The sequence below is a fragment of the Acinetobacter sp. PC34 genome (genome assembly GCF_051789135.1).
GTDB classification, from domain to species: Bacteria; Pseudomonadota; Gammaproteobacteria; order Pseudomonadales; family Moraxellaceae; genus Acinetobacter; species Acinetobacter johnsonii.
Genome location: NZ_CP196664.1, coordinates 3,075,531 through 3,101,222, shown reverse-complemented (window position 1 = coordinate 3,101,222; position 25,692 = coordinate 3,075,531). Strand labels below are relative to the sequence as shown.

The window sequence follows — 25,692 nt, the reverse complement described above, 5'->3', positions numbered from 1 at the left end:
ATAAAAATAAGATGTAAAATAGATGCATCTTATTAGTGAGACCACGTATAATTTTGCACCGGTTAAGTGCGAAAAAGTAGAAGGGTGGCTGTGTTTCATATGCAACTTGAATGGTTAAATACCTTAAAACCGAATTTTAAAGTGTTACCGCTAAAGGAAAGAATGCTCTGTGGTTTAGGTGCATTGTTGGGATTAGCACTGTCTTCACTCATAAGTTGGTGGCTTTTGGGTGGGATCAATGCATGGTATATCGCCCCGATGGGTGCGTCCTCGGTGTTGCTTTTTGCCGTACCAGCCAGTCCTTTGGCTCAGCCATGGAATATTGTGATTGGGAATACGATTGCAGCAGTAATTGGGGTGACCTGCGCACTCTATATTTCCAACTTAACAGAAGCATTTAGTGTTGCTGTGGCTTTGTCGATTATTTTGATGATGACGACAGACTCTTTGCATCCACCGAGTGGTGCTGTGGCGATTACAGCGGTGTTGGGAGGCGAGACGGTACACGAGTTAGGTTATCAGTTTGTGTTTTATCCTGTTTTACTCAACTCGATCTTGCTTCTCGTGATTGCGATTGTGTTCAACCGTTTACTCGGGAAGCAATACCCAACCGTGGCGCAAGTCAATACGCGTAGCACCGATCCGACCCCAACCCAGAAGGTCACGATCCAACCTGAAGATATTCATCAAGTTTTAGCCCAAGAAACACAGTTGCTCGACATCAGTGAATATGATTTACAAAAACTGATTTTAAAAGCCCAAGCGCAGGCAGATACTCGCTTTCATATAGACCTACGTTGTCGGGACATTATGAGTAAAGATGTCCTGTGTTTATATGAAGATGAAGACATTCAAGTCGCTGTGGAAAAATTTAAACAGGTCAATCTAATGAGTTTACCTGTGTTAAATCGAGCTGAACAAGTATGCGGCACCTTGGCTTTATATGAAGTGGTGGAGTGGTTCCAAAAGGCGACGGATTTGCGTACCTCTTGGCAAGATCAAGTCAAGCACATTATGAAACGTCAGGTGGTCACGGTACAGCCTGATCAAGAACTACAAGATTTGATCCCGTACTTTGTTGAACGTTCTTTTAACTATATTCCTGTGGTTGAAAATAAGGCGTTGGTCGGCATCATTAGCCGTGCTGATATGATTGCAGCGTTGTATCGTCTGTTGCAACATCGCTAAGTCATGTGAGTGTCGTAGGCAAAAAAAAAGCTACGACACTTTGGGGGAAGTTGTCGTAGCATAAAAAGAAACTTTTTTGAGACGAAAGATGTGCGCCTATGGGTTGTGATGATCTGGATTAACGGTACGCATCGTATTGCTATAACCTGATCGGGCCTGTGGAGAATGCTCGATTTGGTCTTTTTGTTTCGGCATCACCAGCCAAAGAATCAGGTAAACCAAAATTCCGGGGAATGCTGCACTTAACAGTGAAATGGTGATGAAAACAATACGAAGTAAATTTGCGTTCCAACCAAAACGTTCAGCAATACCACCCATCACACCAGCAATCATGTTCGAGCGGTTTGAGCGATATAAACCAACATTGGCCATCTAGGTCTCCTTAAAAATTAAAATCTGAGTGGCTTTATGCACTCATAGTTTAAAAATGGAGATGGAATTAGGTTTTTAAAGGTGGCGGAGTCGATTAAAAAGTAAAGTTATGTAAAGAGATAAAAGCTATGGTTTTGATCGGGATTAAAATGTGCTCTCTTTGGTGTTGAGCTAGCTGCTTAAAGTCAGCAAGTCATTTGAATCCGAGAAAACACCAAGGGTCAGGATGGAAAAACTCGTGATGGTTATGGATATTAATCACGTGCAGGAAGTGAGTGTGGAATGAAGTTGAAACGAAAGCATCAGGGTTTGATTGGCGCATTACTGCAAGGAGCGGTGGCGCTAATCGGTGTATCGTTAGCTGGCTGTGATGGTGGGCTGTCGGAGGCATCACAACAACATGAAAATAGCACGGTAGGGGACGCTGCTGTTTCGCCTGAGTCAGGGAAGAAGCTGACTGAGGTGGCAGGACGGGCAACCATGCAAGATGATTCGGAGTATGCACCTCGTACGCTTGATATTAGTGAACAGCAGTTTATTGGGCGTTATCGCACACAAATTCAATGTGATGGTTATTTTTTCCCTTGTGAAACAGGGAAGGCTGATTTTATTCTCAATTTTTTACCTGATGGTACGGTGCATCGCAGCATTGTGCGTTTGGGTAAGGTCTTTTCAGAAAAACAACGCCCTGGCTTTTCAAACTTAAGTTATCGCCGTGATACATGGACCATGAATAAAGAGCGAACAGAGTTGATTGTGCATCGTAAAGAGGGGATTAATTTTTATTATCGCGTGGTGGATTCGCAAACGCTGCAAATGGATTTAGATAAAAGTAATAATCTAGATGCCACTAACCAAAAATTGTATGCACGAGGTTTTCCGAAATTAGAGCGTGCGTATACATTAAAGCGTGAGCCTAATTCATAGTTAAAATGGAATTGGGCAAAGCAACAGAATAAGACTGAAGAATAAAAATAGTGAAGAAATGAACAGCGTGCGAATTTTATGACTTAAATAGCATGTCGCTAAATAAACGTCATATCAATGCAATTAAAGAGGATTTAAATAAATGGTGGGTCGTCCGCGATTCGAACGCGGGACCAACGGATTAAAAGTCCGCTGCTCTACCAGCTGAGCTAACGACCCTGAGCAAGGTATGCGAAAGAGTATTCGCTGAAAGTTTAAAAAAGAAATTTTTAAAGCATTCGAACCTGAGCAGGTTTGTAAAATTAGATTTTACAAGAAAGATGGTGGGTCGTCCGCGATTCGAACGCGGGACCAACGGATTAAAAGTCCGCTGCTCTACCAGCTGAGCTAACGACCCATCAAGGGTATCAAAGGAATGGTGGGTCGTCCGCGATTCGAACGCGGGACCAACGGATTAAAAGTCCGCTGCTCTACCAGCTGAGCTAACGACCCATATCATTTGATGGAGCGTATTGTAGCAAGATATGCATCGAGCGCAAGTAAAAAATCGCAAACTTGTTGATGTTTGATTATAAATACAACAAATTTGCGATTAGGTAGCTAAAAAACAAGCAATTCGAGTTTAGAAGCGATATTGATAGGCTTGAATGTTATCAAAGACTTGTTGCGTTAAATCTGCATAGGTACTGCTGTTGGGTAACAGGACCAGCAAGCGTTCATCCGTTTTTTTCGGGTCAAAGGCTTGTTCTTTGAGCTTGTTCTTTTGGTATTTAAACGTTCCTGTAGTTTCAACTTGCTTTTGTACGCGTAAGAAAACGGGTACAGCATAGGCAGGCAGACATTTTTTAAAGCTCACGAGCATTTGGGATAAATCCTGCTCATTCAGTTCAGCGCCGTCTGCCAGTGTAATCGCAGCCATTCCCGCACGACCATTGGTGTTTGGAATTTCAACACCATATACTACAGCTTCGGTGATTTTGTCATATTCACTAACCATGTTTTCAACTTCAGTCGTGGACACATTTTCGCCTTTCCAGCGGAAGGTATCGCCTAAGCGGTCGACGAATTGGGCATGACGGAAACCAATGTCGCGGACTAAGTCCCCTGTGTTGAAATAAGCATCGCCAGACTTGAAGACATCTTTAAGAATCACTGATTTATTTTTTTCAGGGTCGGTATAGCCATCAAAAGGGGAGCGGCGAGTAATTTTACCGATCAATAAACCAACTTCGCCTTTTTTGACCTTGATACAGCCACCTTTGGCATCATAAACAGGCGCATTTTTTTCTTTATCAAACTGGATAATGGCATAAGGCGTGGGTGAAAAACCGACAGTGTTGTCAAAGTTAAATACATTGCTAAAGCCGACATTGCCTTCACTTGATGCATAAAGCTCTAAAATTTCTTCAATACCAAACCGCTGTTTGAATTTGTCCCAAATATTCGGACGCATGCCATTGCCGATCATTTTGGTGACACGGTGGCCTTTTTCTAACGCTGAAGGTGATGCATCCATGAGGTAGCGACATAACTCACCGACATAGCCAATGGCAGAGGCATCGAACTTTTGCACATCTTTCCAAAAAGCAGAAGTGGAGTACTTACGGCGTAAAGCCAAGGTGCCCGCACCCGCAATCACGCCACACCAACACACCACAATGCCCGTTGCATGGTACAGCGGCAAGGTGACATACATCACATCGTCTTTACCGAGGTTGAGTACGTGCCCGTAGGTTCCATAAGCCAACGTCCAGCGGCTATGTGTGAAAATAACGGCTTTAGGTAGACCGGTTGTACCTGAGGTGTAAATATAAAATAAGCCATCTTTACCCAACACACTGTGTGTGGTTGGGGTATTGAATTTGGCAAAGGCATCAATTTTTTCAGCAAGATTACTAAAACCTTGCGGTGCAAGGTCTGCATCTTTTTGGGTTTCTTGGTCAGCAAACCAATAGAAACGATCCGCAGAGAGATTTAAATCATGACGGATTTCATCAACTGCGGCACGGCATTCTTCACCCACGATGACTGCGATGGGCTTGACTAGATTAATACTATGCGCCAGCACTTTACCGACTTGAGAGGTGTTGACTAAAGCCGCAGTAACGCCAATTTTGGCAAGTGCAATCACGGTTGCAACCAATTCAGGACGGTTTTCAATCATCACTGTGATGACATCCCCCTTTTTTGCCCCGATGGATAAAAAATAATGCCCGATTTGGTTTGCCCATTCGTTGAGGGCTTGGTAACTAAATTTTTGATCTTCAAAAAGCAAGGCCATACCGTGAGGGTTGCGCTTCACTGCTTTTTCAAAAGCAATCCCGAGACCTGCTGGGGTGTTTGGGGTCCGTAAATATGCTTGTTTTAATCCACTGAGTAAGTTGGGAACTTTACTGATGAATTGAGGAAGTTTTGCTGCAACGTCGGTAATACCAATGAGGTCATGTGATGGGTGTTGGCTCATATGAATCCTAATTATTTTATGCAATCCAATGCGTTTGAATAGTGCTCAGTTTCTACACTTGTTCTTTTAATCGTTTCGGTCTAGTGCAATCAACCTAATCTGACGAAAATAACAAAAAAACCTAGCCACTGACATGACTAGGTTTTTTAAATTTACAACTCTAGGGCGAATTACGACTCAGTCGGGCTCGCTTTTTTCGGTGGACGACCACGTGGACGACGTGGGCGAACTGGCTTGTCCGAGTCTGATTTGTCTGACTCATCCGCAGCTGTTTCCGCTACAGTTTCAGTTACTTCTACTTTTTCAGCTTGCTTTGACGCTCTAGGCGCTTTGGCTTGAACTGGAGCAACAACAACTTCCACTTCTTCAACCGCAGCTACATCAGCTGAGCTTTTCACTTCGCTGCTTTCAACGGCAACAGGCGCTTCGCTTTCTGTTGCAAGAACAGGTTCGCTTTCCTGTGGAGTTACAACGGGTGCAGCTTCTTCAGCAAGCGTTTCTGCAACAACCGCTGTTTCAGGCGCTGACGATTCAGCAACAGGTGCTGTTTCGCGTGCTTGTTTGGCTTGTTCAGCAGCAAGTTTAGCTAAACGACGACGCTCACGCGGGTCATTTGCAACACGTTGTTCAGACACAGGTGCAGGCGGTGTCAGGTCCAATACTGGAACTGGCTCTGCTTCAGGCTGCGCTTTTGTGATTTCAACATCACGGGTGACCGGTTTTTTCTCTGCTTCAACAGCAGTCGTTGTCACAGTTTTGCTTAACGTTGCTGCATACTCTTCAGTAAATTTCTGAAGGGCACGGTTGAAGGTTGGAATTAAACCAAACTGCTCAATCAGCACTGAACAGTCTTCACCATAGACATGGCGAATCAAGCTGCTGATGGTGTACTGACCTAAAGTTGGCACCTGTGAAGGTGTGAGTTTAGGTGTTTCAGTTTGCTGTGTGTGTGCAGCGCGTTGCTGGCGACGGCGTTGGCGTGGGTCATTGCTGGCACGTTTTACGCTTTCACGTGGTTTTTGCTCTGCTTGTTGTTCAGCAGGTGCTACTACAACTTCAGTTGCTTTCTCCTGTACCACTTTCTCAGCTTTTACTTCAACTTCTGCTTTCGCAACAGCAGCTTGCTGAGGCTTGGTTTCGGTGTGTGCAGGCGGAGTTAATGCCACGATTTCACTTTGCGCTTGATCGACATTGACCACATGGGCTGTTGTGATCATTTCTTGACGCGGTGCTTCAATCAACTCAACTTTAACTTGAGGTTCTTGAACCACAGCTGGCGCTGCTTCAGTCGCTTGCTCATTTAATACACTTGGATCGCGGTGGCGATTTGGGCGCTCTGGACGAGGTTGGTTACGGCGGTCACGACGTGGCATTACATTTTGCTGTTCGTTTTGAACATCAGTGTTTTGCTGTTGTTCACCGTGTTGGCGACGTGATGAACGCTTGTTTTCACGCGGTTCCTGACGTTGCTGTTCACTGCGCTCTGAGCGGTCTTGACGTTGTTGTTCACTGCGCTCAGAGCGTTGTTCATGACGGTCTTGGCGTTGTGGTTCATTGCGTTCAGGGCGTTGTTCATAACGATCTTGGCGCTGTTGATCTTGACGAGAGACCTGCACAATTTCTTCATGAACTTGGTTGTCATGTTGCGCATTTTGCTCACGTGACTCTTTGTGCTTATTAGGGCGCTTTTTGTTGTGGCGTGTGCCGCGTTCTTCTTTTTCTACATGCTTATCTTCACGGTGTTCAGATTTTGCATGAACAGGTGCAGAGCTCATGTAGACATTGTTGCTTGGCGCGACAGGTGCCACAGCAGGCGTGCCAACTTGACCAAACTGACCACGGCTCACTGCACCACCATTCACCATTTGCTCAATGGCAGCAGCAGCATTATTTGCAGAACGTGATTGATCGACAGTCGCAGCTTGTTTTTGTACAAACAAGTTCTCTAGCCATGCACATGGGCTACTTGATGGTGCAGCTTGAACAGGGGCTTGTTGCGCAACTTGTTGTTGTGGCGCGTTGTTACGTGGTTTTTTGTTGCCTTTTTCTTGTTGTGCAGGTGCAGGTGCAGGAGCAGCATGTTGATGCACATGATCTGCACCATCTAAATGCCATTCTGATGACTCGTAACCCAACTCTTTTTCGCTTAAACGTGTTGCTTCTGTACGCTCATAGCTGGTTGGTGCAAAGCCTTCAGGGTTATACGAAATTTCGTAATGTGGGGTTTCTAAGTGTGGGTGCGGAAGCACTGTCACACGAACACCTGAGGTTTGTTCGAGGTAAACCAACGTGTGACGCTTTTCATTCAATAAGAATGCTGCAATTTCAACAGGAACCTGTACTTGAACTTCCCCATGACGTTCGCGCAGCGCAATTTCTTCAACTTTACGCATAATTGAAAGCGATAATGAACGCAAGTCACGCACCATACCTGTGCCATGACAGCGCGGGCAGACATAACCTGTTGCTTCTTCAAGCGAAGGGCGTAGACGTTGACGGCTCATTTCCATCAAGCCAAAACGAGACAATTGACCGAATTGGATACGGGCACGATCGCTTTGTGTTGCTTCGCGAAGTTTCGCTTCAACCATACGTTGGTTACGGTCTTTGGTCATGTCGATAAAGTCGATTACAACCAAACCACCAATGTCACGTAAACGCAGTTGACGTGCAATTTCTTCCGCTGCTTCAAGGTTGGTATTGAGCGCTGTATCTTCAACGTCACTACCACGGGTTGATTTTGCAGAGTTAATGTCAATTGACACTAATGCTTCGGTTTGGTCAATAACGATTGAACCGCCTGAAGGAAGTTTAACTTCACGTTCATAAGCTGTTTGAATTTGGCTTTCAATACCAAAATGCGCAAATAACGGCTCATTTAGCGTATAGGTTTTTAACTTGTCGATTTGACGAGGCATGACTGCTTTTACGAAGTTATAGGCTTCGTTATAGGCTTGCTCTGAATCAATTAAGATTTCAGCAACATCATCACGTAAATAATCACGAATCGCACGTGTCACCACGCCTGCTTCTTGGTGAACCAGCATTGGTGATGGACCAGAACTTGCTGTGTTTTGGATTTGCGCCCAAAGATCAAGTAAGTGCTGTAGGTCGAGTTGTAATTCTTCTTGAGAACGGCCAATACCCGCAGTACGTACAATTACGCTCATGCCACGAGGTACATTTAACGACGCCAACATTTCTTTCAATTCTTCACGTACTGAACCTGAAATTTGACGGCTAATACCACCACCTTTCGGGTTGTTTGGCATGAGTACCAAGTAGCGACCAGCTAAAGAAATGAAGGTAGAGAGTGCAGCACCTTTGTTGCCACGTTCTTCTTTCTCTACCTGTACTAAAAGCTCAGTGCCTTCAGTAATCAGTTCACGAATATTGGAAGTTTGGCGAGGGTCAGCTTTGTAATAAGAGTTTGCGATTTCACGCATAGACAAGAAGCCTTGACGTCCCGCACCATATTCAACAAAGACGGCTTCTAAAGAAGGCTCAACGCGAGTCACGTGACCTTTATAGATATTGGATTTTTTTTGTTCACGGGTACGATTTTCTAAGTCAAAATCGTAAAGACGCTGCCCAGTGACAAGTGCAACGCGAATCTCTTCTGCATGTGTTGCATTAATCAACATACGTTTCATGGGTGTAACACCTAATAGTGATACACAGCAAACTATCGCTAAACACGTAGCGAACATCAAACATCACGGACCAATTTTGCTCAGATCTCAAATAAACCGATTGTGGTCTGAGTTTTATTACCTGCCTTTTTGATCGGCTTCGGTTTTGATTCACATATTGATGATGGCAATACGGCTTCAATCTTTAAACGATTAAAGTCTCCTGCGCGTTTCACTGGCGGACAAGCGGTGCATTGGATGTAAGTAACTTTCACTGTCACATTTGCTCGAAGAGCAACCCTTCTTTTTGGATAGGGTGTCTTGATACGGAATTATCATCGTACCTTTACAACTGAACAGATCCATATGCATCAACGCTGTGGCCTGAATACGACATCAGGGAGCGACTAATCTGATGTATATCAGTTTACGTTTAAAAACCAACCTTCGTTGGTCACATATTTTTTTGGGGCAAACTGATTTATGTGCAGATGCACAATTAAACCTAACAGTTTGCTGTTTTGCCGATATAATAAGCCTTCGGCGTCGGCATAATTCTTTTGGGACCGTTCCAAGCTGAGTTGAGTTATTTTCTTAACTATTCAATTTAAAATTGAAATGATTAAGCTTTTGACTCACTTATGGTGGTATCCGTGCGCTGACTATATCAAACCTTGTACCATCTGCCTATGGGCTAAGCTAGTCTTTCTTGTGTAAAGCATAGCCTAAATGGTCATTTTTTATTCAAATTCCGTATTTTTTAGGTCGCAGTAACTGTATGAATTCTACCCAACAATGGCAAAACGTGACGTGGTTTGAAGTGGACGAGCATCAAGCAGGGCAACGGATTGATAACTTTTTATTTAGCCGTTTAAAAGGTGTGCCTAAAAGTCGTATTTATCGCCTGATTCGTGAAGGTCAGGTTCGCGTGAATAAAAAGCGTATAAAAGCAGAAACTAAGTTGTCTATTGGTGACCAGATTCGTGTGGCCCCGATTCGCTATGAACAAAAAGATGAAAATGCGGCGCCTGTTTCTGACAAAGTAGCACAGAGTTTACTGAGCCGTGTGGTGTATGAAGATGAAGGATTGATGGTTGTCAATAAACCATCTGGCATTGCCGTGCATGGCGGCAGTGGTGTTGCTTATGGTCTGATTGAAGGCTTACGTGCCGCGACAGGTAAAAAATATTTAGAACTGATTCATCGTATTGACCGTGATACCTCAGGTTTGGTGATGATTTCTAAAAAACGTAGTGTCTTAAAAAGTTTGCAAGACATGTTGCGTGAACACAAAATTAAGAAAACTTACGCTGCTGTAGTCAAAGGTGTGGTGAGTTTAGACAAGCAGTTAATTGATGCGCCTTTGCACCGTTATGAACTGGCCAATGGGGAACGTCGTGTGCGTGTGTCGAGTGAAGGTAAAGAGTCTAAAACGCAGTGGAATGTGGCTGAGCGTTTTATGCATGCAACCTTAGTCTATGCATCGCCGCTTTCAGGGCGTACCCATCAAATTCGTGTGCATGGTTTAAGCATTGGTCATCCATTGGTCGGTGATGATAAGTATGGTCATGAAACAGAATATAAAGGGCCGAAGCCACGTCGTTTATGTCTGCATGCAATGCGTTTAGACATCCCTGGTTATGCACCGATTGAAGCACCGTTACCTGAAGATATGCAGAGTATTGTGGCGCAATTAAGAGCGCAGAAGAAGGATTAAGTCTTTTCCCTTTCATTTTAGAAGAGGTGATAACGCCATGACTTTTGTTGGTTGTGATTAATTTAAAATGATGCTGTATTGGTCATCTTTAATTTTAAAGATGCAAAGTAACAAAAATCTTTTGTTGAGCTGATGGAACGTCTTGAACGCGCTTTAAGCACTGATTTAAAGTGAAATGCAAGTCAGCTCAACGGCGCATCCTTGTCGCCATTGTGTAGCAAATGCATCGTGTAAATTGTCTTTATAAAAGTAAATATTGGAACCCCAGCATGAATAAACCTGTAGAACTGATTATCTTTGATTGGGATGGGACATTATTTGATTCAGTGGGGCAGATTGTGGCGAGTTTACTGTTTGCCGCGCAGCAATTTGCACAACCTTTAGCTGCTGATGCAGCAAAAAGTATTATTGGTTTAGGTTTGCCAGAAGTCGCGCAGCGATTATTTCCTCAAGTGCCTGAGCTACATACTGAGATTTTGCAATGCTATGCCGAGCATTATGTGGCGAACTCGAAAGGTGATGTTTGGTTCGACGGCGTAGCCGATATGTTGAATGGCTTACGTGAAGCAGGTTTACAGTTGGCGGTTGCGACAGGTAAAAGCCGTAAAGGCTTAGATCGAGTATTGGCGCAAACGCAGAGCCAAGCATTATTTGTGGCAACGCGTGCAGCCAGTGAGACCAAATCTAAACCGGATCCTTTGATGTTGGAAGAGATTTTAGCTGAAACGGGCGTGTCTGCTGAACGCGCGATTATGGTCGGTGATACCAGTTATGATCTAGAGATGGCGCGTACTATTGCCATGCCGAGAATCGGGGTGAGTTATGGGGTGCATACACCTGAAACGCTCAGACAATATCAACCTTTAGCCATCGCGGATGATGTGCCGAGCTTGCAGCAGCATTTATTACAATATGTTGACCTTAAACAAGTGATTTAACTTGAGTAGTCCAAATATATAGCCTGTGGACGCTGGTCAGAGTGAGCCTGCCTGTTTTGGGGCGATCATCTTTAAAGTTTTTGTCTTTAGTATGTTTTAAGGCGAATGAACGTTTCATTTAACTTTTGGATTTGTAATTTGAAAAAGCTCTTTGATGGGGCTTTTTTTGTGATGTTGTCGCAGAAAGAACTTCAATCATCGCCTTTATATTCGATGGTTGTCATTTGTGAAGATGAGCAAGAAATGAAAAACAGGGTATTTATAGCGTGATAAAACCCGCCGCGACATTGATGCTAATGGCGAGAATAGAGGTATTAAAACCATAAGCTAAAATAATGTGCAGAATATTAAGAATACGCATCGAACGTGAGGTAATGGAAACATCCGCGGTTTGCGCAGAAGTGCCAATCACATAACTAAAATATAAAAAGTCGGGATAGGTTGGTTGAGCCGTTTTGGGAAAGTCTAAGCCAGCATCTTGTTGATCTGCGAGAGCCAGATAATAGTCATGTGCATAATGAATGGCAAATACGGTATGCATAAAGAACCATGCGCTAATAATGGTGAGTAAGGACAGCGCTAAGTGCCCATATTTGATGGTTGGGTCATTCGGAAGATGAGTCAATTCCAATACAATCGCAATTAAGCACATGAGCAAAGTCAGGATCACCAACAGTAGAATGATCCATTTACTGGCATCTTGCTGTTGTGCATGTTGCAGAATGTGCCGATGGTCAACAGACCACAGGGTGGTCATGGTTTTGACTAAATAACTTGAGACGGCAATATTCCAACTGATCAATAAATTGGTCGACCAAGACCAGTCGGTAAATATATTCAGCAGCGTATAAAAAACAGCAGTCAGCAAAAAACTAATGAAAAAGAAGGGGCGAAATTTCATTGCTGTTTTTAAACGCTGTAAAGTGGGTATCGGCATAATTTTCTCCTTCTTCGTTTTATTTTTTTCGTGCAGCTAAAGTCGCAAGATCTACTTCAGTACCAGTCTGTGTTCGGACTTCAGTTGTAGGGAACTTGACAAAAGCCTGTTTTTCTTAGCCTATCCTAGCTTAAAAAGAATACAAAATGAAAAAGCGCGATGTCATCGACATCGCTTAAAAACAAAAGGATGAAAATACGCTTTTCATGCAGAGGATTGGTCTATGAGAAAGGCGCGTAACTATTTATTTTATTCAGAAAATAGTGGCGCGCCGAATGAGATGAGTAATTAGAACTCACTGCGGATTTATTCGCGGTTAATATCCAAATAAAATACCCGAGTCAGTAATTCTATAAATTTAGTCACTGCCAGTGAGCTGTTATTTTTACGATAGTTCACATACAGATCCAAATACGGCAGCTCAACCTCAAGTGGACGAATTACCGTGTTGTTCATGCTAAGTGGCGCAACATAACCAGGTAAAATTGTACAGCCGAGCCCCAAGCCAATCGCATTGATATTGAACAGAATATTGTCCGCTTTTTGCACAATGTTGAATTCGACATTATGAGCTTTGGCAAAGTCTAAAATCGTCTGGTGTAAAGTCTGTGACTGCTCGGCTGCGGGAATAATAAAATCAATGCCATTTAATGCTTTAACCGGAATTCGCTCATATTTGGCCAAAGGATGGTCTTTCGGCAACAGGAAAATGAGTGGTTCACGCAGTACAAACTGGCTTTCGATTTCATCACTATGGACATTATTTCGTGTAAAGCTAATGTCCAACTCCCCTTTTTTCAGCAAACGTAGTTGCTCAGTATTGTTCATACTGAATAACTCAATTTTTAACTCTGGGTTTTGTACTCGTAAATTGGGTAGTACATAAGGAAAGATTTTCATTTCCGCCACAGGGACAAAACCAATGCGCAGCATCTGCTGTTTGGCTTGCGACACTTGGCGTGCCATAGCGACCGCTTTGTCTGCCTGAGCTAGGGTGAGACGTGCTTGTTCAAGGAAAACAGCGCCTTCTTCCGTGAGTTCAACTTTTCGCTTGGTTCGATACAGTAACTGTACGCCGACATCTTCTTCAAGGTCTTTGATTTGCTGACTTAATGAAGGTTGAGCGGTATAAAGTTTCAGTGCTGCTTTACTAAAGTTCAGTTCTTCAGCAACAGTAATGAAATAGCGAAGGTGTCTAAGTTCCATATAAATAACCCACTGACTAATCCAAAAAATGTCTTACCATGACTGCGGTAAAGTATAATCGATAAACAATGATGCCGTGAAGATGATTCAATTATTTAGAAAATAAATGATCTTGGATTGAGTCTTAAGACTTTTCTATATGAAATCACTTTTTTAATAATTGCTAAAAGGTATTAATTAAATATTGAAAATAGTTCATTCCAATTACCTGAAAATCGGGTGAGGTGAACTACATAAAAATACAATTGCGTTTTGCTGAAATTGGATATGATAAAAACATAAATATAATTTAATTGAACATATGAGCTAAAAATCGATATGGCAGATTCAAATAAACTGGTGGTCTATGCCGCGCTGTTGGGGAATTTAGCCATTGCGCTGGTAAAATTTATTGCGGCTTATTTGACCAACAGCTCTGCCATGTTGAGTGAAGCCATTCACTCTGTTGTGGATACCTTAAACGAAATTTTACTGTTATATGGACTGAAGAAGTCGAATAAACCTGCCAACTTTAACCATCCTTTTGGCTACGGGCGAGAGCTATATTTTTGGGCCTTCATTGTATCTCTTATGGTCTTTGCCTTAGGGGCATTGGTGTCTATGTACAATGGGATCATGCACATTTTGCACCCTGAACCCATTTTAAACCCGACCATCAATTATGTTGTACTTGGCTTTGCATTTGTAAGTGAAGGTATTTCATGGTGTGTTGCTCTGAAAGTGTTTCGTAAGGCGAAAGGTCAGCAAGGTTATTTTGAGGCCTTTCGTCGCAGTAAAGACCCCACCACGTTTACAGTTCTGTTTGAAGACTCTGCTGCATTAATTGGTCTGTTGATTGCCTTTCTGGGTATTTATTTGGCACATCGTTTAAATATGCCTGCACTGGATGGGGTGGCGTCCATTCTGATTGGGCTGGTTCTGGCGGTGTCTGCTTTTCTTTTGGCACGGGAAACCAAAGGTTTGCTGCTTGGGGAAACCGCAGACCTGCATGTACGGCAAAATATCTTAAAAATTGCCCAAGATGATGAAGACGTATTGTCGGCCAACGGCTTACTGACCGAACAAATGGGTGCCAAACAGGTTTTGGCCTCATTGAGCGTGGAGTTTGAAGATCACCTGACTACCGATGAGATAGAAGCGTGTGTCAATCGCATTGAAGCAAAAATTAAACAAAATCATCCTGAGATTGTGGCACTCTTTGTGAAGCCGCAATCAAAAAAAGTGTGGTTAGAGCGAATGCAAGGACGCTTGGAATAGGTTAAGGTAGAGGTCAGTTTTCAAAACTGGTCCTGTTACTGGTGTATTGCAATAAAGATAACGACGTTAAATGAAGCCAAAATCAACTGAACTCCATTATCAAATTCCGACTGAAAATACCATGTCCCATACATGGCGGCAGCCCGAATTTCAGTTCCTACACTCCGACCATTATAACGGGACTCGCTTTGTCAATTCGGTTCGTCGACCTGAGGGCCGTAGTCGAGGCGACTTGCTGAAATGGTTGATTAAGCGTAAATCTTCGACATGGAATGTGGACTTGGCGCAAGAGTATGCGCACTTTCATGCCGATAAAAAGAGCCTACCGCAAGATCGCCCCCATGCCGATTTAAAGGATTGGCAGGTGTGGTTTGTGGGGCATGCCACGGTATTACTTCAAATTGGGCCCTATAACTTATTGACCGATCCTGTTTGGGCGGAACATGTCAGTCCGAAGCAAGGGCGAGGTCCACGCCGTGTTATGCCTGCTGGCATTGCCTTGGAAGATTTACCGACCATCCATGCAGTGCTTTTGAGCCATAACCACTATGACCATATGGATATTGCCAGTCTGAACTGGTTGTATGAGCGTTTCGCCATGCCCATTTACACAGGGCTAGGCAATGCATGGTATTTGCCCAAGCACTTACAAGTGTTGGAAATGGACTGGTGGCAGTCGGCACGTCTGCATGATTTAAAACTGGTCTATACCCCAGCACAGCATGGTTCTGGCCGTGGGCTGCGTGATCAAAACCGTGCGTTATGGGGTGGGTTTAATATTCACTGTGGCGCTGACTATGCTTATTTTGCGGGCGATACGGGTTATTCACCGCACTTTAAAGAGCTGCATCAGCGTTTTGGCGCACCGCGAATTGCATTACTGCCCATCGGGGCGTATGAACCGCGTGAGCTGATGCGCTATATGCATATGAATCCGCAAGATGCCTTTCAAGCGCATAAAGACCTGCATGCCAAATGCTCGATGGCCATTCACTATCGCACTTTTCAGCTGACCGATGAAAGCCGAGAACAGCCTGAGATTGATTTGAAAGTGGCGATGAAAAATAGCTCGAAGCTGATGAATCCATTTGTCTGCTTAAGAGAAGGTCGACGTTTAAGCGTGTAATGAACGCTTTAAGTATAAGATCAGGTGATGGCTGGCAAAACAGTCATCACCGAGACCATACGGACATCACCAAAATATCTTTCAAATAAAATCTAAAAACCGAAAGTATGCCTCTTTTATTGTTTAATTTTGCTCAAGCTGAGCCGCGCTCATTGCTGGTAAGGGTTGTCTAAGTTTTAATCGATAAACTCAATTGAAAATGCCCATCAACCTCGCATAAAAAGCCTTTCTTTTTGCTGTGTTTTCATCGAATCTTATCTTGTTGAAAAATTAAAATTCTTTTTTTCTTAAATATTTACATAGAAGAATCCGATTGTTTTTATTCGTAAAACTCGCTTTTGATTGTCATCAAAAGGGGCTATGTTAGAACAGTAATAATTACTTTAAACGGTTCATGATAATCATAATTTGATGATCAAATTTGGAGCTCGACATGACACAGAATATGCAAGCATCAGGTTGTCCATTTCACCAGAAAGATGGTGGACAAACGAGTTTAGCCAGCACCAATAATTCTGATTGGTGGCCCAATGCGCTCAATCTCGACATCCTGTCGCAACACGATAAAAAAACCAACCCGATGGATCCTGATTTTGACTATGCAGCTGCATTCAAATCATTGGATTTAGAAGCGGTGAAACAAGATCTTCGTGAACTCATCAACAGCAGCCAAGAATGGTGGCCATCTGACTATGGCAGTTACATTGGGATGTTTGTGCGTACCGCATGGCACTTGGCGGGTTCTTACCGTAAACAAGATGGACGTGGCGGCGCCAACACAGGGAACCAACGTTTTGCACCCCTCAACAGTTGGCCTGATAACGTCAACACCGATAAAGGCCGTCGCCTGCTTTGGCCAATCAAACGTAAATATGGCAACAAAATTTCATGGGGCGATTTAATCGTTCTTGCAGGGACCGTGGCTTATGAAGAAGCAGGTCTAAAAACCTTTGGTTTTGGTGGAGGCCGTCTAGATATTTGGGCACCCGAAAAAGACATTTATTGGGGGGAAGAGCGTCAATGGCTGGCACCAACAGCAAACCGTTATGCCAATGACCAAGACCGTAAATCGCTTGAAAATCCATTAGCTGCGGTACAAATGGGTTTAATCTACGTCAATCCAGAAGGGGTTGATGGCGTCCAAGATCCACTTCGTACTGCACAAGACATGCGTGTTACTTTTGACCGTATGGGAATGGATGATGAAGAAACCGTAGCACTCACTGCGGGTGGTCACACCGTAGGTAAAGCGCACGGAAATGGTAAAGCCGAAAAATTAGGGGCAGATGTCGAAAGCGCGGATGTAGAATTCCAAGGTCTCGGTTGGCATAACTCAGAAGGTACAGGCAATGGCGCGAACACCATGGTCAGTGGTTTAGAAGGGGCTTGGACCACACACCCGACCAAATGGGATAACGAGTTTTTCTATCTGTTGTTCACTTATGAATGGGAAAAAACCACCAGTCCTGCGGGTGCGAAACAATGGGAACCGATTAACATCAAAGAGGAAGATAAACCTGTTGATGCACATAACCCGAATGTACGCCGCAACCCAATGATGACTGATGCTGATATGGCGCTGAAAATGGACCCTGAATACCGCAAAATTTCAGAGCGTTTTTATGCAGATCCAGCTTACTTGTCTGAAGTGTTTGCGCGTGCTTGGTATAAGCTCACTCACCGTGACATGGGACCAAAATCCCGCTATTTAGGTGCAGATGTACCGAATGATGATCTGATTTGGCAAGACCCAATTCCATCGGTCGATTATGTTTTGTCTGAAGCTGAAATTGAAGACTTAAAAGCGAAGTTGCTGAATAGCGGTTTAACTTCGGTTGAATTGATTAATACTGCTTGGGATAGTGCTCGGACTTTCCGTGGTTCCGACTACCGTGGTGGCGCCAATGGGGCGCGTATTCGTCTTGCACCACAAAAAGACTGGGTGGGCAATGAGCCTGAGCGTTTAGCTAAAGTTTTGGCGAAACTTGAAGAAATTCAGGCGGGTCTGGCGAAAAAAGTCACTATTGCGGACTTGATTGTATTGGGCGGTACGGCAGCCGTTGAAAAAGCGGCGCATGCTGCGGGTGTGAATATCTAAGTTCCATTCCTTGCAGGACGAGGTGATGCGACTCAAGAGCAAACAGATGTGTATTCTTTTGAAGATTTACTCCCTAAGCATGATGGTTTCCGTAACTGGGTCAAAGAAGATTACAGCGTACAGCCTGAAGAAATGTTGTTAGACCGTGCACAATTACTGGGTTTGACTGCACCTGAAATGACGGTTCTAGTCGGTGGTATGCGTGTACTCGGCACAAACTATGGAGGTACACCAGAAGGCGTGTTGACGGCTCGCGTGGGGGTATTGAGCAATGACTTCTTTGTGAACTTAACGGATATGAAATATAACTGGAAACCCGTGGGTAAAAACCGTTATGAAATTGTAGACCGTGCGACAGGGGCAACCAAATGGACGGCGACACGTGTAGATTTAGTGTTTGGTTCAAACTCGATTTTACGTTCATATGCAGAAGTGTATGCGCAAGATGACAACAAAGAGAAGTTTGTAAAAGACTTTGTTGCGGCTTGGGTGAAAGTAATGAATGCAGACCGTTTTGACGTGAAGTAGTTATCACTGAAATAAAAAACCGCTCAAAAGAGCGGTTTTTTATAGATTATAAGGTGCTGATATTGTTTAATTTAAAAGTTTGGTTTTGTATAGTATGTATTCTATTCATTTTATGAAAATTTAAATTTAGAATTACTTATGTCAAACGCTTTTTTGATCTTGATGGCTTTCATTTCACTTTTTACTAATAATTTATTACATGCAGAGACCAATACACTGAATCAAGATAAAGTACTAAAACCGTTTATATTTGAAATTGGTTCAGATTTTTCAACTATTCAGACTAAATTCAATTTAGAAAAACATACTCCAAACGTGAATTTCATCAAAGAATCAAACTGGTATATATTCGCAACCCCAGTTGGATCTATTTCACTTCAAGAATGGCAAGGTAAGCTTCATTGCATCGCTTATGATATTGATACAAATGATATAGAGTTAAAAAAGAAAATTATCGAATTTCTATTTGAAAAATATAAAATGAATTTCGAATGGGTGAATAGAGTTGATAACGGATTCTATATTTCATATGAATCATCTAATGATTCTATTCAAGGAATCTATGCTTATTCACTAGGAACAACTATTTCTTTTACCAGTAATGAAATTAGAAAAGCTGAAACAAAAATTCGCTTTCCAAATCTTTAGCTACTAAAACTTCAATTTAACATAATATAGCTTATAGGAATAACTGCTGTTAGAAACCATTTAAAGTGTCTATATTCTCACCAATAAAAATGTCTAGTTTATGATGGTTTTTACCATCATGGACTGGATATAAATTAGAGATGTTGATCACTATGTCTGACAAGGAAATTCAACGTCTTGCAGTTCTGCAAGACGTTCGAGATCATCGTATTACCCAGGTCCGTGCTGCTGAAATCCTGAATCTTTCCACTCGTCAAATTACCCGGTTATTGCAGAAACTCAATCAAGACGGTGTTTCAGGTCTGGCACATGCCAGTCGTGGTCAACCTGGCCATCATCGCCATGATGAGTTATTAAAATCAAAATGTCTTTCCATTATTTCTGAACATCTGCTGGGCTTTGGACCTACCTTGGCGCATGAGAAGCTCAGCAGCATATTTGACCTGAATATCCCGGTAGAAACGGTTCGGCGCTGGATGATGGCCAATGACCTCTGGATTCCGCGATCCAAGCGCCTTAAACGTCCATATCAGCCACGTTATAACCGGGATTGCTTCGGTGAGCTGATCCAGATTGATGGCTCATATCATGACTGGTTCGAAGGACGCGCTGCTAAGTGCTGTTTATTGGTGTATATCGATGATGCCACTGGAAAGCTGTTGCATCTACGCTTCTGTGAGACGGAAACCACCTTCGACTATATGCTTTCAACCCGAGCCTACATTGAACAATACGGCAAACCTCTGGCCTTTTATAGCGACAAACATTCGGTATTCAGAGTTAATCAGAAATCCAGGAAAGACAGCCAGATCACGCAATTTGGGCGGATTCTGAACGAGTTAAATATTGATATTATCTTTGCCAACTCACCACAGGCTAAAGGTCGCGTAGAACGCGCGAATAGAACCCTTCAAGACCGTTTGATCAAGGAGATGCGTCTGGAAGGCATCAGTTCAATTGCCGAAGCCAATGCATGGCTACCCTGCTTCATTGAGCACTTCAATCAGAAGTTTGCCAAGTGTGCGAGAAACTCGAAGAATTTACATCGATCTTTAACGGAATCTGATGCTGAGCTGGAGGATATATTCACTTGGCAGGAACCGCGTAAGGTCACGAAGAACCTAACCATCACCTATGACAAGTGTATTTATTTGCTTGAACCGACAGAGCTGAATCATAAGCTTGTTGGGCAATACATTTCATTTCTGGAGTACCCGGATGGCACTGTGGCCCTCATGCATGAAGGACGGAAGATCAACTATAGCGTCTTCAATAAACTGGCTGGACTACAGCAGAATGAAGTGGTTGAGAATAAAAGATTAGGCTCAGTTCTGGCGCATATCCAGCAACAACATGAAGAGTTGGAGAAACAGAATAAACGTTCCCGTCTCAAGAAAAGTATGCCGAGTCGTAAAGCTCAGAAAGCTGTTATTGAACAAAGAAAGTTAAATCCTGTGCTTGACTCTTGTGGTTAAAAACAGGACATTTTAAATGGTTTATCACATAGACATTTTAATTGGTGAATAACAACTGCTTAGTATTGTTTTATATATCAAATGTTTATCATTTAAATGTAAGTGCGAAAATGAATAAAAAGCCTATTTTTATTAAAAATTAAGTTTCACCAGACCTTGATGGATATCCTTTTCAAGTTGATGCCACTCCCCAAACTCAGGCTCGACCAGTAAAGTCTGCGACACAAAGCCATAACACACCCGTTGCACATTTAAACTCATTTGCTGAAGTTGTACTTCATCATCAATATAAGGCTTAAGAATGCTGTGCCACATTTGCACCATCATGGCATAACTTTTACGGTAACTTTCAATGTTTGAAACCTGTCGTTCAAGCAAAAAAGTCTGCGCCCAAAGAAACTGTCGGGCCTGAATCTGCTCAAGCTGAAAGTGAATAATCTGCTGTAAATAGCACTCAAAAGTTAATTTTGTGGATAACTCCATCAGGCTTTGTGCATAACTTTTTAGCTGCTCCGCATTAGTTTTCACATGCTGATGAATGGTCAATGCAACCAAATCTTCCTTCTTTGAAAAGTACTCATAAAAGGTACCTAAACCGACTCCCGCCACATCGGTAATTTCCCGAATGGTAATTTCGTGCGCATGGCGCTCATGCAAAAGCCGAACAAAACTTTCTTGCAAAGCCTCTTGGGTGAGTTTAGCTCTGGATTGGCGTGGCCTACGGCGGACTTGGATCTCAGGATTCTTCATAGCACAAAGCTGAACATGGCAGACTCAATTTTTCTCTATACTGAAATGAAAAGTACAGCATAACAAGAGCAAAGTGACATGAATACCGCATGGATGACCCATCAAATCAGTAATCAGTTCGATGAACTGGAAAATTATAACCTGTTTGAAACCGATACCGTTTTACAAGAAATTCTCACTCGTTATGGCAGTCAGGATCAGGCAAGACTCACAGAGATGGGAAAAGCCGTTGGTTCAGCGGAATATTATGATTATGCCGAGCTCGCCAATAGGCATACGCCCATATTACATGCCTTTGATGCCCGTGGACGCCGTAAAGACTCTATCGAGTTTCATCCCGCATGGCATAAATGGATGGGATTAAATCGTCAGTTCGATACCCACGCACATCCGTTTAATCAGCCCAATTCACCCTCAAAATGGGTCGAATGGGCAGCGCGTTTTTATTTGGCAGGGCAGGTGGAGTGTGGGAATTTGTGCCCAAATTCGATGACCTTAGGCAGTATTCCACTGATTCAACGCGAACCTGAACTGTGGGCTAAAATCGGCGATAAGTTACTTTCGACAGAATACGATGAACGTGATATACCGATTAGCCAGAAAAAATCGATTTGGCTAGGCATGGGCATGACTGAAAAGCAAGGTGGTTCAGATGTCCGTGCCAATGAAACCATTGCTGTACCAGTCGCTGAGTCGGGACGCGGTCAAGGCTATTTGCTCACAGGGCATAAATGGTTTTTCTCTGCACCGATGTGTGATGCGCATTTGGTGGTGGCAAAGACGGAACAAGATGGTTTGGCCTGTTTCTTTGTACCGCGCTGGCTGGAGGATGGCACCAAGAATCCAATTCATGTGCAACGCTTAAAAGAAAAAGTCGGCAACCGAAGTAACTCTAGCTCGGAAGTCGAATTTAAAGAGGCGTGGGGCATTATGATTGGGGACGCTGGGCGCGGTATTCCCACCATTATAGAAATGGCGAATTACACCCGTTTAACCTGCTCAGTGGGCAGTACTGCCATGCTCAGACAAGCCTTGGTGCAATGCATTGCCTATACCCGTCAGCGTAAAGCCTTTGGTAAGCTTCTGGTTGAACAACCACTGATGCGCGCCGTACTGGCAGATTTAGTCTTAGAAACGGAAGCGGCAATGCAACTCAGTTTCCACTTGGCACACTGCTATGAAACGGATGATGCGCTGTCTGTGGCGTGGAAACGTATTATGACCCCAGCGTCGAAGTTCTGGATATGCAAACGTGCGGTTGAGCTGACAGGGGAAATGATGGAGGTTTTTGGCGGCAATGGCTATGTCGACAACGGCATCATGGCGCGTATTTTTAAAGAAGCGCCAGTCAATACCATTTGGGAAGGCTCAGGCAATGTCATGTGTTTGGATGTGCTGCGTGCTATCAGCCGTGATGTAGAGTCGATTGAAATCCTGTTTCAAGATTTGGCTACCACGGCTATGCAAGATGAACAGTTGAAACAAGAGCTGCAAAATCTATTTCAGTTGTTCCAACAGACACCTGAAGAACTACAATTTATGGGGCGCAGTTTGGTCAGCCGTTTAGTGATTTTGGCACAAGCAGTCCTGCTGAAACGGCATGCACCAGACTATGTGGCTGATGGCTTTATTCAAAGCCGTTATAGTCCATTTCATGGTCGGGTTGTCGGGATGCTTGAGATGAAACAACCCGACGTAGAACGACTACTGCATAGAGCATTTGTAGCTTAAAGCTCTTTATTGTACGGAAAGCTTTTGTGCTTCATCTTGTTCGAGTTTGATGTTGGGGCTGTCTTCAGCCTGAATAATATCAATCGGAATAAAGCGGACTTGAACAATGCTTGGGTTATCGTTCAAGTCTGGCAATAGCTTTTGATTGAGTGCTGCAATTTGCGCAGGGCTAGGCGGAATATCTCCACGGATAGAGACACGGACTAAAGTGAAATCATCTCTTTTATCGTATTGGATGGTATCAATAATATTATTGGCATGGTTCAGCTCAGTGCTAATGGTCGCCTCGGTACTGCTTTCGTACAGCCGTGTATTGAGCAGCGCATAAAAGTTGAGTGAGAGATAAATCCCTAAAAGTGCCAAGAACATTAGGCTAACAGCATTACGTTTGAGAAATTCTTTGACATTACTCTGTACTTCTTCGGTGGAACCCCGTCTAAAGCCTGCAATCCAAAGGACTAAAGATGAGCTAATCTGAATGGCGAAGATGTTGGTCACTGCCAGTAAAAATGCATTGGCTGAGTTTTTCCATTCCATATGCGCAAATAAAATCCCGCTGGCCACCAAGGGCGGAACTAAGGCCGTCGCAACGGCGACGCCCACTACGGCCACAGATAGGCGAGGGGATACTGAGGCAAAAGCACCTGCGGCACCGCCTGCTAAAGCAATCATCAAATCTAAAATGGTTGGCTGCGTGCGCGATAAAATTTCATTGGTCATGGGCAGGTCATAGTTCACCAGCCCTAAAATGATCCCAATGCTATAAATCATGGCAACGCCAAGTAACAAAGTGGACAACGCGGTTTTAAACAGCAGCCATCGGTTATCAATTAAAGCCAAGGCAATACCTGAAATTGGCCCCAGCATCATGGCAACCAACATCGCGCCAATCACTACCGCAGCCGAGTTGGACAGTAGTCCATAGCCTGCTATGACAGCAGCCAAGGCATTCATAATAAAAAAGGTTTTGCTTGGCAGTGCATCCGCTTGGATGTTTAATCGGACTTTTTGGTGGTCAATTTTTTTGGAGTTTTCGCGCAAGGCCTGCTTATAACGAATTTTTTCTTTTAGAAACTCATACTTTTCTTGGTCAGGTATATCTTTGACCACAATGGTTGCATCTTTGTCTTTTTCGAGTGGCATGGTGATGCTCTTATTTTGTATGTGATTAAGATTTAATCTAGCGCTTTTATCAAGGGAAGCAAACAAAAAAATGGTGAGAAATAATATGATTCACGCTTCAATTTAGAATATGTTCTAGCCACTTTCTTTTTATTGAAGCGAGGCTTCTCGATTTTGCTGAACATCATTCATTAACAAGGACTTTTTAGCACCGAGCAGGAAAGATTTTATTGAAATCGCGAGGCCATTCAGAAAAAGACAGATCAATTGCAGATGTTTAGCTGACCCTAGAGCATAGTCTTGTTAGAACAAGACGCTACGATTGGAAATAATATTTTTCATCACCATGGTAGAGATGAGACGTTGCACATTTGGCAGTGCTGACAAGTGCTCATCATAGAGTTTTTGATAACTTTCCAAGTCATAGGTCACGACATGCAGCAAGTAGTCGGGGTCACCAAAAAGTCGCTGCGCTTTCACAATTTGAGGAACCTTAAGAATCGCTTCTTCAAGACTTTGCACCGAATCTTTATCGCCATTTTTGAGCGTCACAAAAACAATGGTGGAGAAATTCAAGCCGAGTTGTGAAATATCTAACTGTGCGCGATAGCCTTTGATAATACCTGCATCTTCTAAGGCTTTGACTCTACGGTGACAAGGAGAGAGGCTAAGCCCTACCTTATGCGCCAACTCCGTAACAGATAAACGACCATCGGCTTGTAGTTCAGCAAGAATCTTCTTATCAATTTTATCCATGTGGAAGAATCTCCCCTTTTTAGGTGTTATTGCACAAATATTTGAAAGCACATTTTAGAGCCTAAAGGATATCCTTTCAAAATTATTTGATACAGATCATGTTTTGATTGGGTCAAACCTCAAAACGGTGATGGATAAGAGAGGAAAAGGATGTCACTGAATATTATGATTGCTTTTTGGGGTGTTTCGATCCTGTTTGTGATGACCCCAGGTATAGATTGGGCCTATGCCATTTCGTCGGGGATACAGGGAAAAAGAGTCTTGCCTGCGGTAACCGGTTTATTAACAGGGCATTTGATGGCGGCACTGATTGTTGCTGCGGGTGTGGGCACATTGGTGACCAGTCAGCCCGTATTGCTTCAAGTACTCACGGGTGTTGGGGCTGTTTATTTGCTGTGGATGGGGCTGAGCCTGTCGATGCGCCCTGCAACGATTAGCAGCGATCAGATTGCTATTGCATCTTCAAAGTTATGGTACATTCGAGGGGTTTATTTAAGTGGCTTAAATCCGAAAGTCCTGTTGTTATTTTTGGCTTTATTGCCGCCCTTTATCGACCCGCAAGCGGCTTTGTCGCCCACCTCTCAAATTGTTTTATTGGCGGGAATTCATCTCATGAGTTGCGCGGCTGTTTATTTCTTGGTTGGATTTAGTGCGCAAAAAGTTTTGGGCACACGCCCACAGGCTGCTAGGGTGGTCAGTCGAGTGTCAGGGGCATTGATGATGTTGATGGCGATGATTTTATTGTTAGAACAGTTTGATATCTAAGCGATATTTTAAGCATATGGATCAAAGGCAGTGCAAAATAAAGCATTGCCATAAC

At 43.3% G+C, this 25,692-nt stretch carries 18 protein-coding genes, 3 tRNA genes and 1 pseudogene; 11 read left to right on the top strand and 11 right to left on the bottom strand.

The annotated features are described in order from the left end of the window. Nucleotides 1-90 precede the first annotated feature (90 nt). Entirely contained in the window at nt 91-1,188 is a 1,098-nt protein-coding gene (locus ACSC9N_RS15125; RefSeq protein WP_010325819.1) for an HPP family protein, read from the top strand. A gap of 96 nt (nt 1,189-1,284) precedes the next feature. Here ACSC9N_RS15125 and ACSC9N_RS15120 read toward each other — a convergent pair whose 3' ends face one another. Continuing rightward, on the bottom strand, nt 1,285-1,560 hold the full coding sequence (locus ACSC9N_RS15120; RefSeq protein WP_005400889.1) for a PspC domain-containing protein: 276 nt from the start codon (nt 1,558-1,560) through the stop codon (nt 1,285-1,287). Between the two features lie 282 nt (nt 1,561-1,842). Between ACSC9N_RS15120 and ACSC9N_RS15115 the strand changes: the two genes are divergently transcribed. Next, on the top strand, nt 1,843-2,487 hold the full coding sequence (locus ACSC9N_RS15115) for a hypothetical protein (RefSeq protein WP_010325820.1): 645 nt from the start codon (nt 1,843-1,845) through the stop codon (nt 2,485-2,487). Nucleotides 2,488-2,630: 143 nt separating this feature from the next. Here ACSC9N_RS15115 and ACSC9N_RS15110 read toward each other — a convergent pair. The 5 genes from ACSC9N_RS15110 to ACSC9N_RS15090 form a co-directional block, all read right to left on the bottom strand. After that, nucleotides 2,631-2,706, bottom strand: a tRNA-Lys gene (locus ACSC9N_RS15110). Nucleotides 2,707-2,808: 102 nt separating this feature from the next. Continuing rightward, nucleotides 2,809-2,884, bottom strand: a tRNA-Lys gene (locus ACSC9N_RS15105). A 19-nt stretch (nt 2,885-2,903) separates the two neighbouring features. Continuing rightward, a tRNA-Lys gene (locus tag ACSC9N_RS15100) sits at nt 2,904-2,979 on the bottom strand. Between the two features lie 130 nt (nt 2,980-3,109). Beyond that, nucleotides 3,110-4,951, bottom strand: coding sequence for a long-chain-acyl-CoA synthetase (locus ACSC9N_RS15095; RefSeq protein ID WP_010325821.1), 1,842 nt, complete (start codon nt 4,949-4,951; stop codon nt 3,110-3,112). A 170-nt stretch (nt 4,952-5,121) separates the two neighbouring features. Continuing rightward, the gene (locus tag ACSC9N_RS15090; protein ID WP_010325822.1) at nt 5,122-8,604 is read right to left on the bottom strand and encodes an Rne/Rng family ribonuclease; all 3,483 of its coding nucleotides are present in this window, start codon (nt 8,602-8,604) and stop codon (nt 5,122-5,124) included. A 757-nt stretch (nt 8,605-9,361) separates the two neighbouring features. On the opposite strand from ACSC9N_RS15090, the gene ACSC9N_RS15085 reads away from it, so the two are divergent. Then, nucleotides 9,362-10,300 (top strand): RluA family pseudouridine synthase, encoded by a 939-nt coding sequence (locus ACSC9N_RS15085; RefSeq protein ID WP_004692575.1) that lies wholly within the window; start codon nt 9,362-9,364, stop codon nt 10,298-10,300. A 269-nt stretch (nt 10,301-10,569) separates the two neighbouring features. Then, nucleotides 10,570-11,238 (top strand): HAD-IA family hydrolase, encoded by a 669-nt coding sequence (locus tag ACSC9N_RS15080; protein WP_010325823.1) that lies wholly within the window; start codon nt 10,570-10,572, stop codon nt 11,236-11,238. Nucleotides 11,239-11,497: 259 nt separating this feature from the next. Here the strand turns inward: ACSC9N_RS15080 and ACSC9N_RS15075 are convergent, their stop codons facing one another. Both ACSC9N_RS15075 and hcaR read right to left on the bottom strand, forming a co-directional pair. Beyond that, nucleotides 11,498-12,175 (bottom strand): DUF1345 domain-containing protein, encoded by a 678-nt coding sequence (locus ACSC9N_RS15075; protein ID WP_010325824.1) that lies wholly within the window; start codon nt 12,173-12,175, stop codon nt 11,498-11,500. A 306-nt stretch (nt 12,176-12,481) separates the two neighbouring features. Then, a complete protein-coding gene (gene hcaR, locus ACSC9N_RS15070) occupies nt 12,482-13,381 on the bottom strand; it encodes a DNA-binding transcriptional regulator HcaR (RefSeq protein WP_010325825.1) in 900 nt (299 codons plus the stop codon). Nucleotides 13,382-13,699: 318 nt separating this feature from the next. Here hcaR and ACSC9N_RS15065 point away from each other — a divergent pair, with 318 nt between their 5' ends. From ACSC9N_RS15065 to ACSC9N_RS15045, 5 genes and pseudogenes are all read left to right on the top strand, one after another. Then, complete coding sequence (locus ACSC9N_RS15065; RefSeq protein ID WP_010325826.1) at nt 13,700-14,638, top strand: cation diffusion facilitator family transporter; 939 nt, start codon at nt 13,700-13,702, stop codon at nt 14,636-14,638. Nucleotides 14,639-14,708: 70 nt separating this feature from the next. After that, nucleotides 14,709-15,764 (top strand): MBL fold metallo-hydrolase, encoded by a 1,056-nt coding sequence (locus ACSC9N_RS15060; protein WP_010325827.1) that lies wholly within the window; start codon nt 14,709-14,711, stop codon nt 15,762-15,764. Nucleotides 15,765-16,197: 433 nt separating this feature from the next. Beyond that, nucleotides 16,198-18,390, top strand: a pseudogene (gene katG, locus ACSC9N_RS15055) (catalase/peroxidase HPI). A gap of 138 nt (nt 18,391-18,528) precedes the next feature. Next, entirely contained in the window at nt 18,529-19,038 is a 510-nt protein-coding gene (locus tag ACSC9N_RS15050; protein ID WP_010325829.1) for a hypothetical protein, read from the top strand. Nucleotides 19,039-19,178: 140 nt separating this feature from the next. Further along, nucleotides 19,179-20,513 carry an ISNCY family transposase gene (locus tag ACSC9N_RS15045; RefSeq protein ID WP_439036082.1) on the top strand — a complete coding sequence of 445 codons (1,335 nt, stop codon included), beginning with the start codon at nt 19,179-19,181 and terminating at the stop codon, nt 20,511-20,513. A 132-nt stretch (nt 20,514-20,645) separates the two neighbouring features. Here ACSC9N_RS15045 and ACSC9N_RS15040 read toward each other — a convergent pair whose 3' ends face one another. Beyond that, a complete protein-coding gene (locus tag ACSC9N_RS15040) occupies nt 20,646-21,263 on the bottom strand; it encodes a TetR/AcrR family transcriptional regulator (protein WP_029574933.1) in 618 nt (205 codons plus the stop codon). A gap of 78 nt (nt 21,264-21,341) precedes the next feature. Between ACSC9N_RS15040 and ACSC9N_RS15035 the strand changes: the two genes are divergently transcribed. Beyond that, nucleotides 21,342-22,994, top strand: a complete 1,653-nt coding sequence (locus tag ACSC9N_RS15035) for an acyl-CoA dehydrogenase family protein (RefSeq protein WP_010325831.1) — start codon at nt 21,342-21,344, stop codon at nt 22,992-22,994. A 6-nt stretch (nt 22,995-23,000) separates the two neighbouring features. Here the strand turns inward: ACSC9N_RS15035 and ACSC9N_RS15030 are convergent, their stop codons facing one another. Together ACSC9N_RS15030 and ACSC9N_RS15025 are read right to left on the bottom strand one after the other, a co-directional pair. Further along, a complete protein-coding gene (locus ACSC9N_RS15030) occupies nt 23,001-24,137 on the bottom strand; it encodes a DUF389 domain-containing protein (protein ID WP_010325832.1) in 1,137 nt (378 codons plus the stop codon). A 282-nt stretch (nt 24,138-24,419) separates the two neighbouring features. Next, nucleotides 24,420-24,872, bottom strand: coding sequence for an Lrp/AsnC family transcriptional regulator (locus tag ACSC9N_RS15025; RefSeq protein WP_010325833.1), 453 nt, complete (start codon nt 24,870-24,872; stop codon nt 24,420-24,422). Nucleotides 24,873-25,022: 150 nt separating this feature from the next. On the opposite strand from ACSC9N_RS15025, the gene ACSC9N_RS15020 reads away from it, so the two are divergent. After that, on the top strand, nt 25,023-25,637 hold the full coding sequence (locus ACSC9N_RS15020) for a LysE family translocator (RefSeq protein WP_010325834.1): 615 nt from the start codon (nt 25,023-25,025) through the stop codon (nt 25,635-25,637). Nucleotides 25,638-25,692 lie beyond the last annotated feature (55 nt).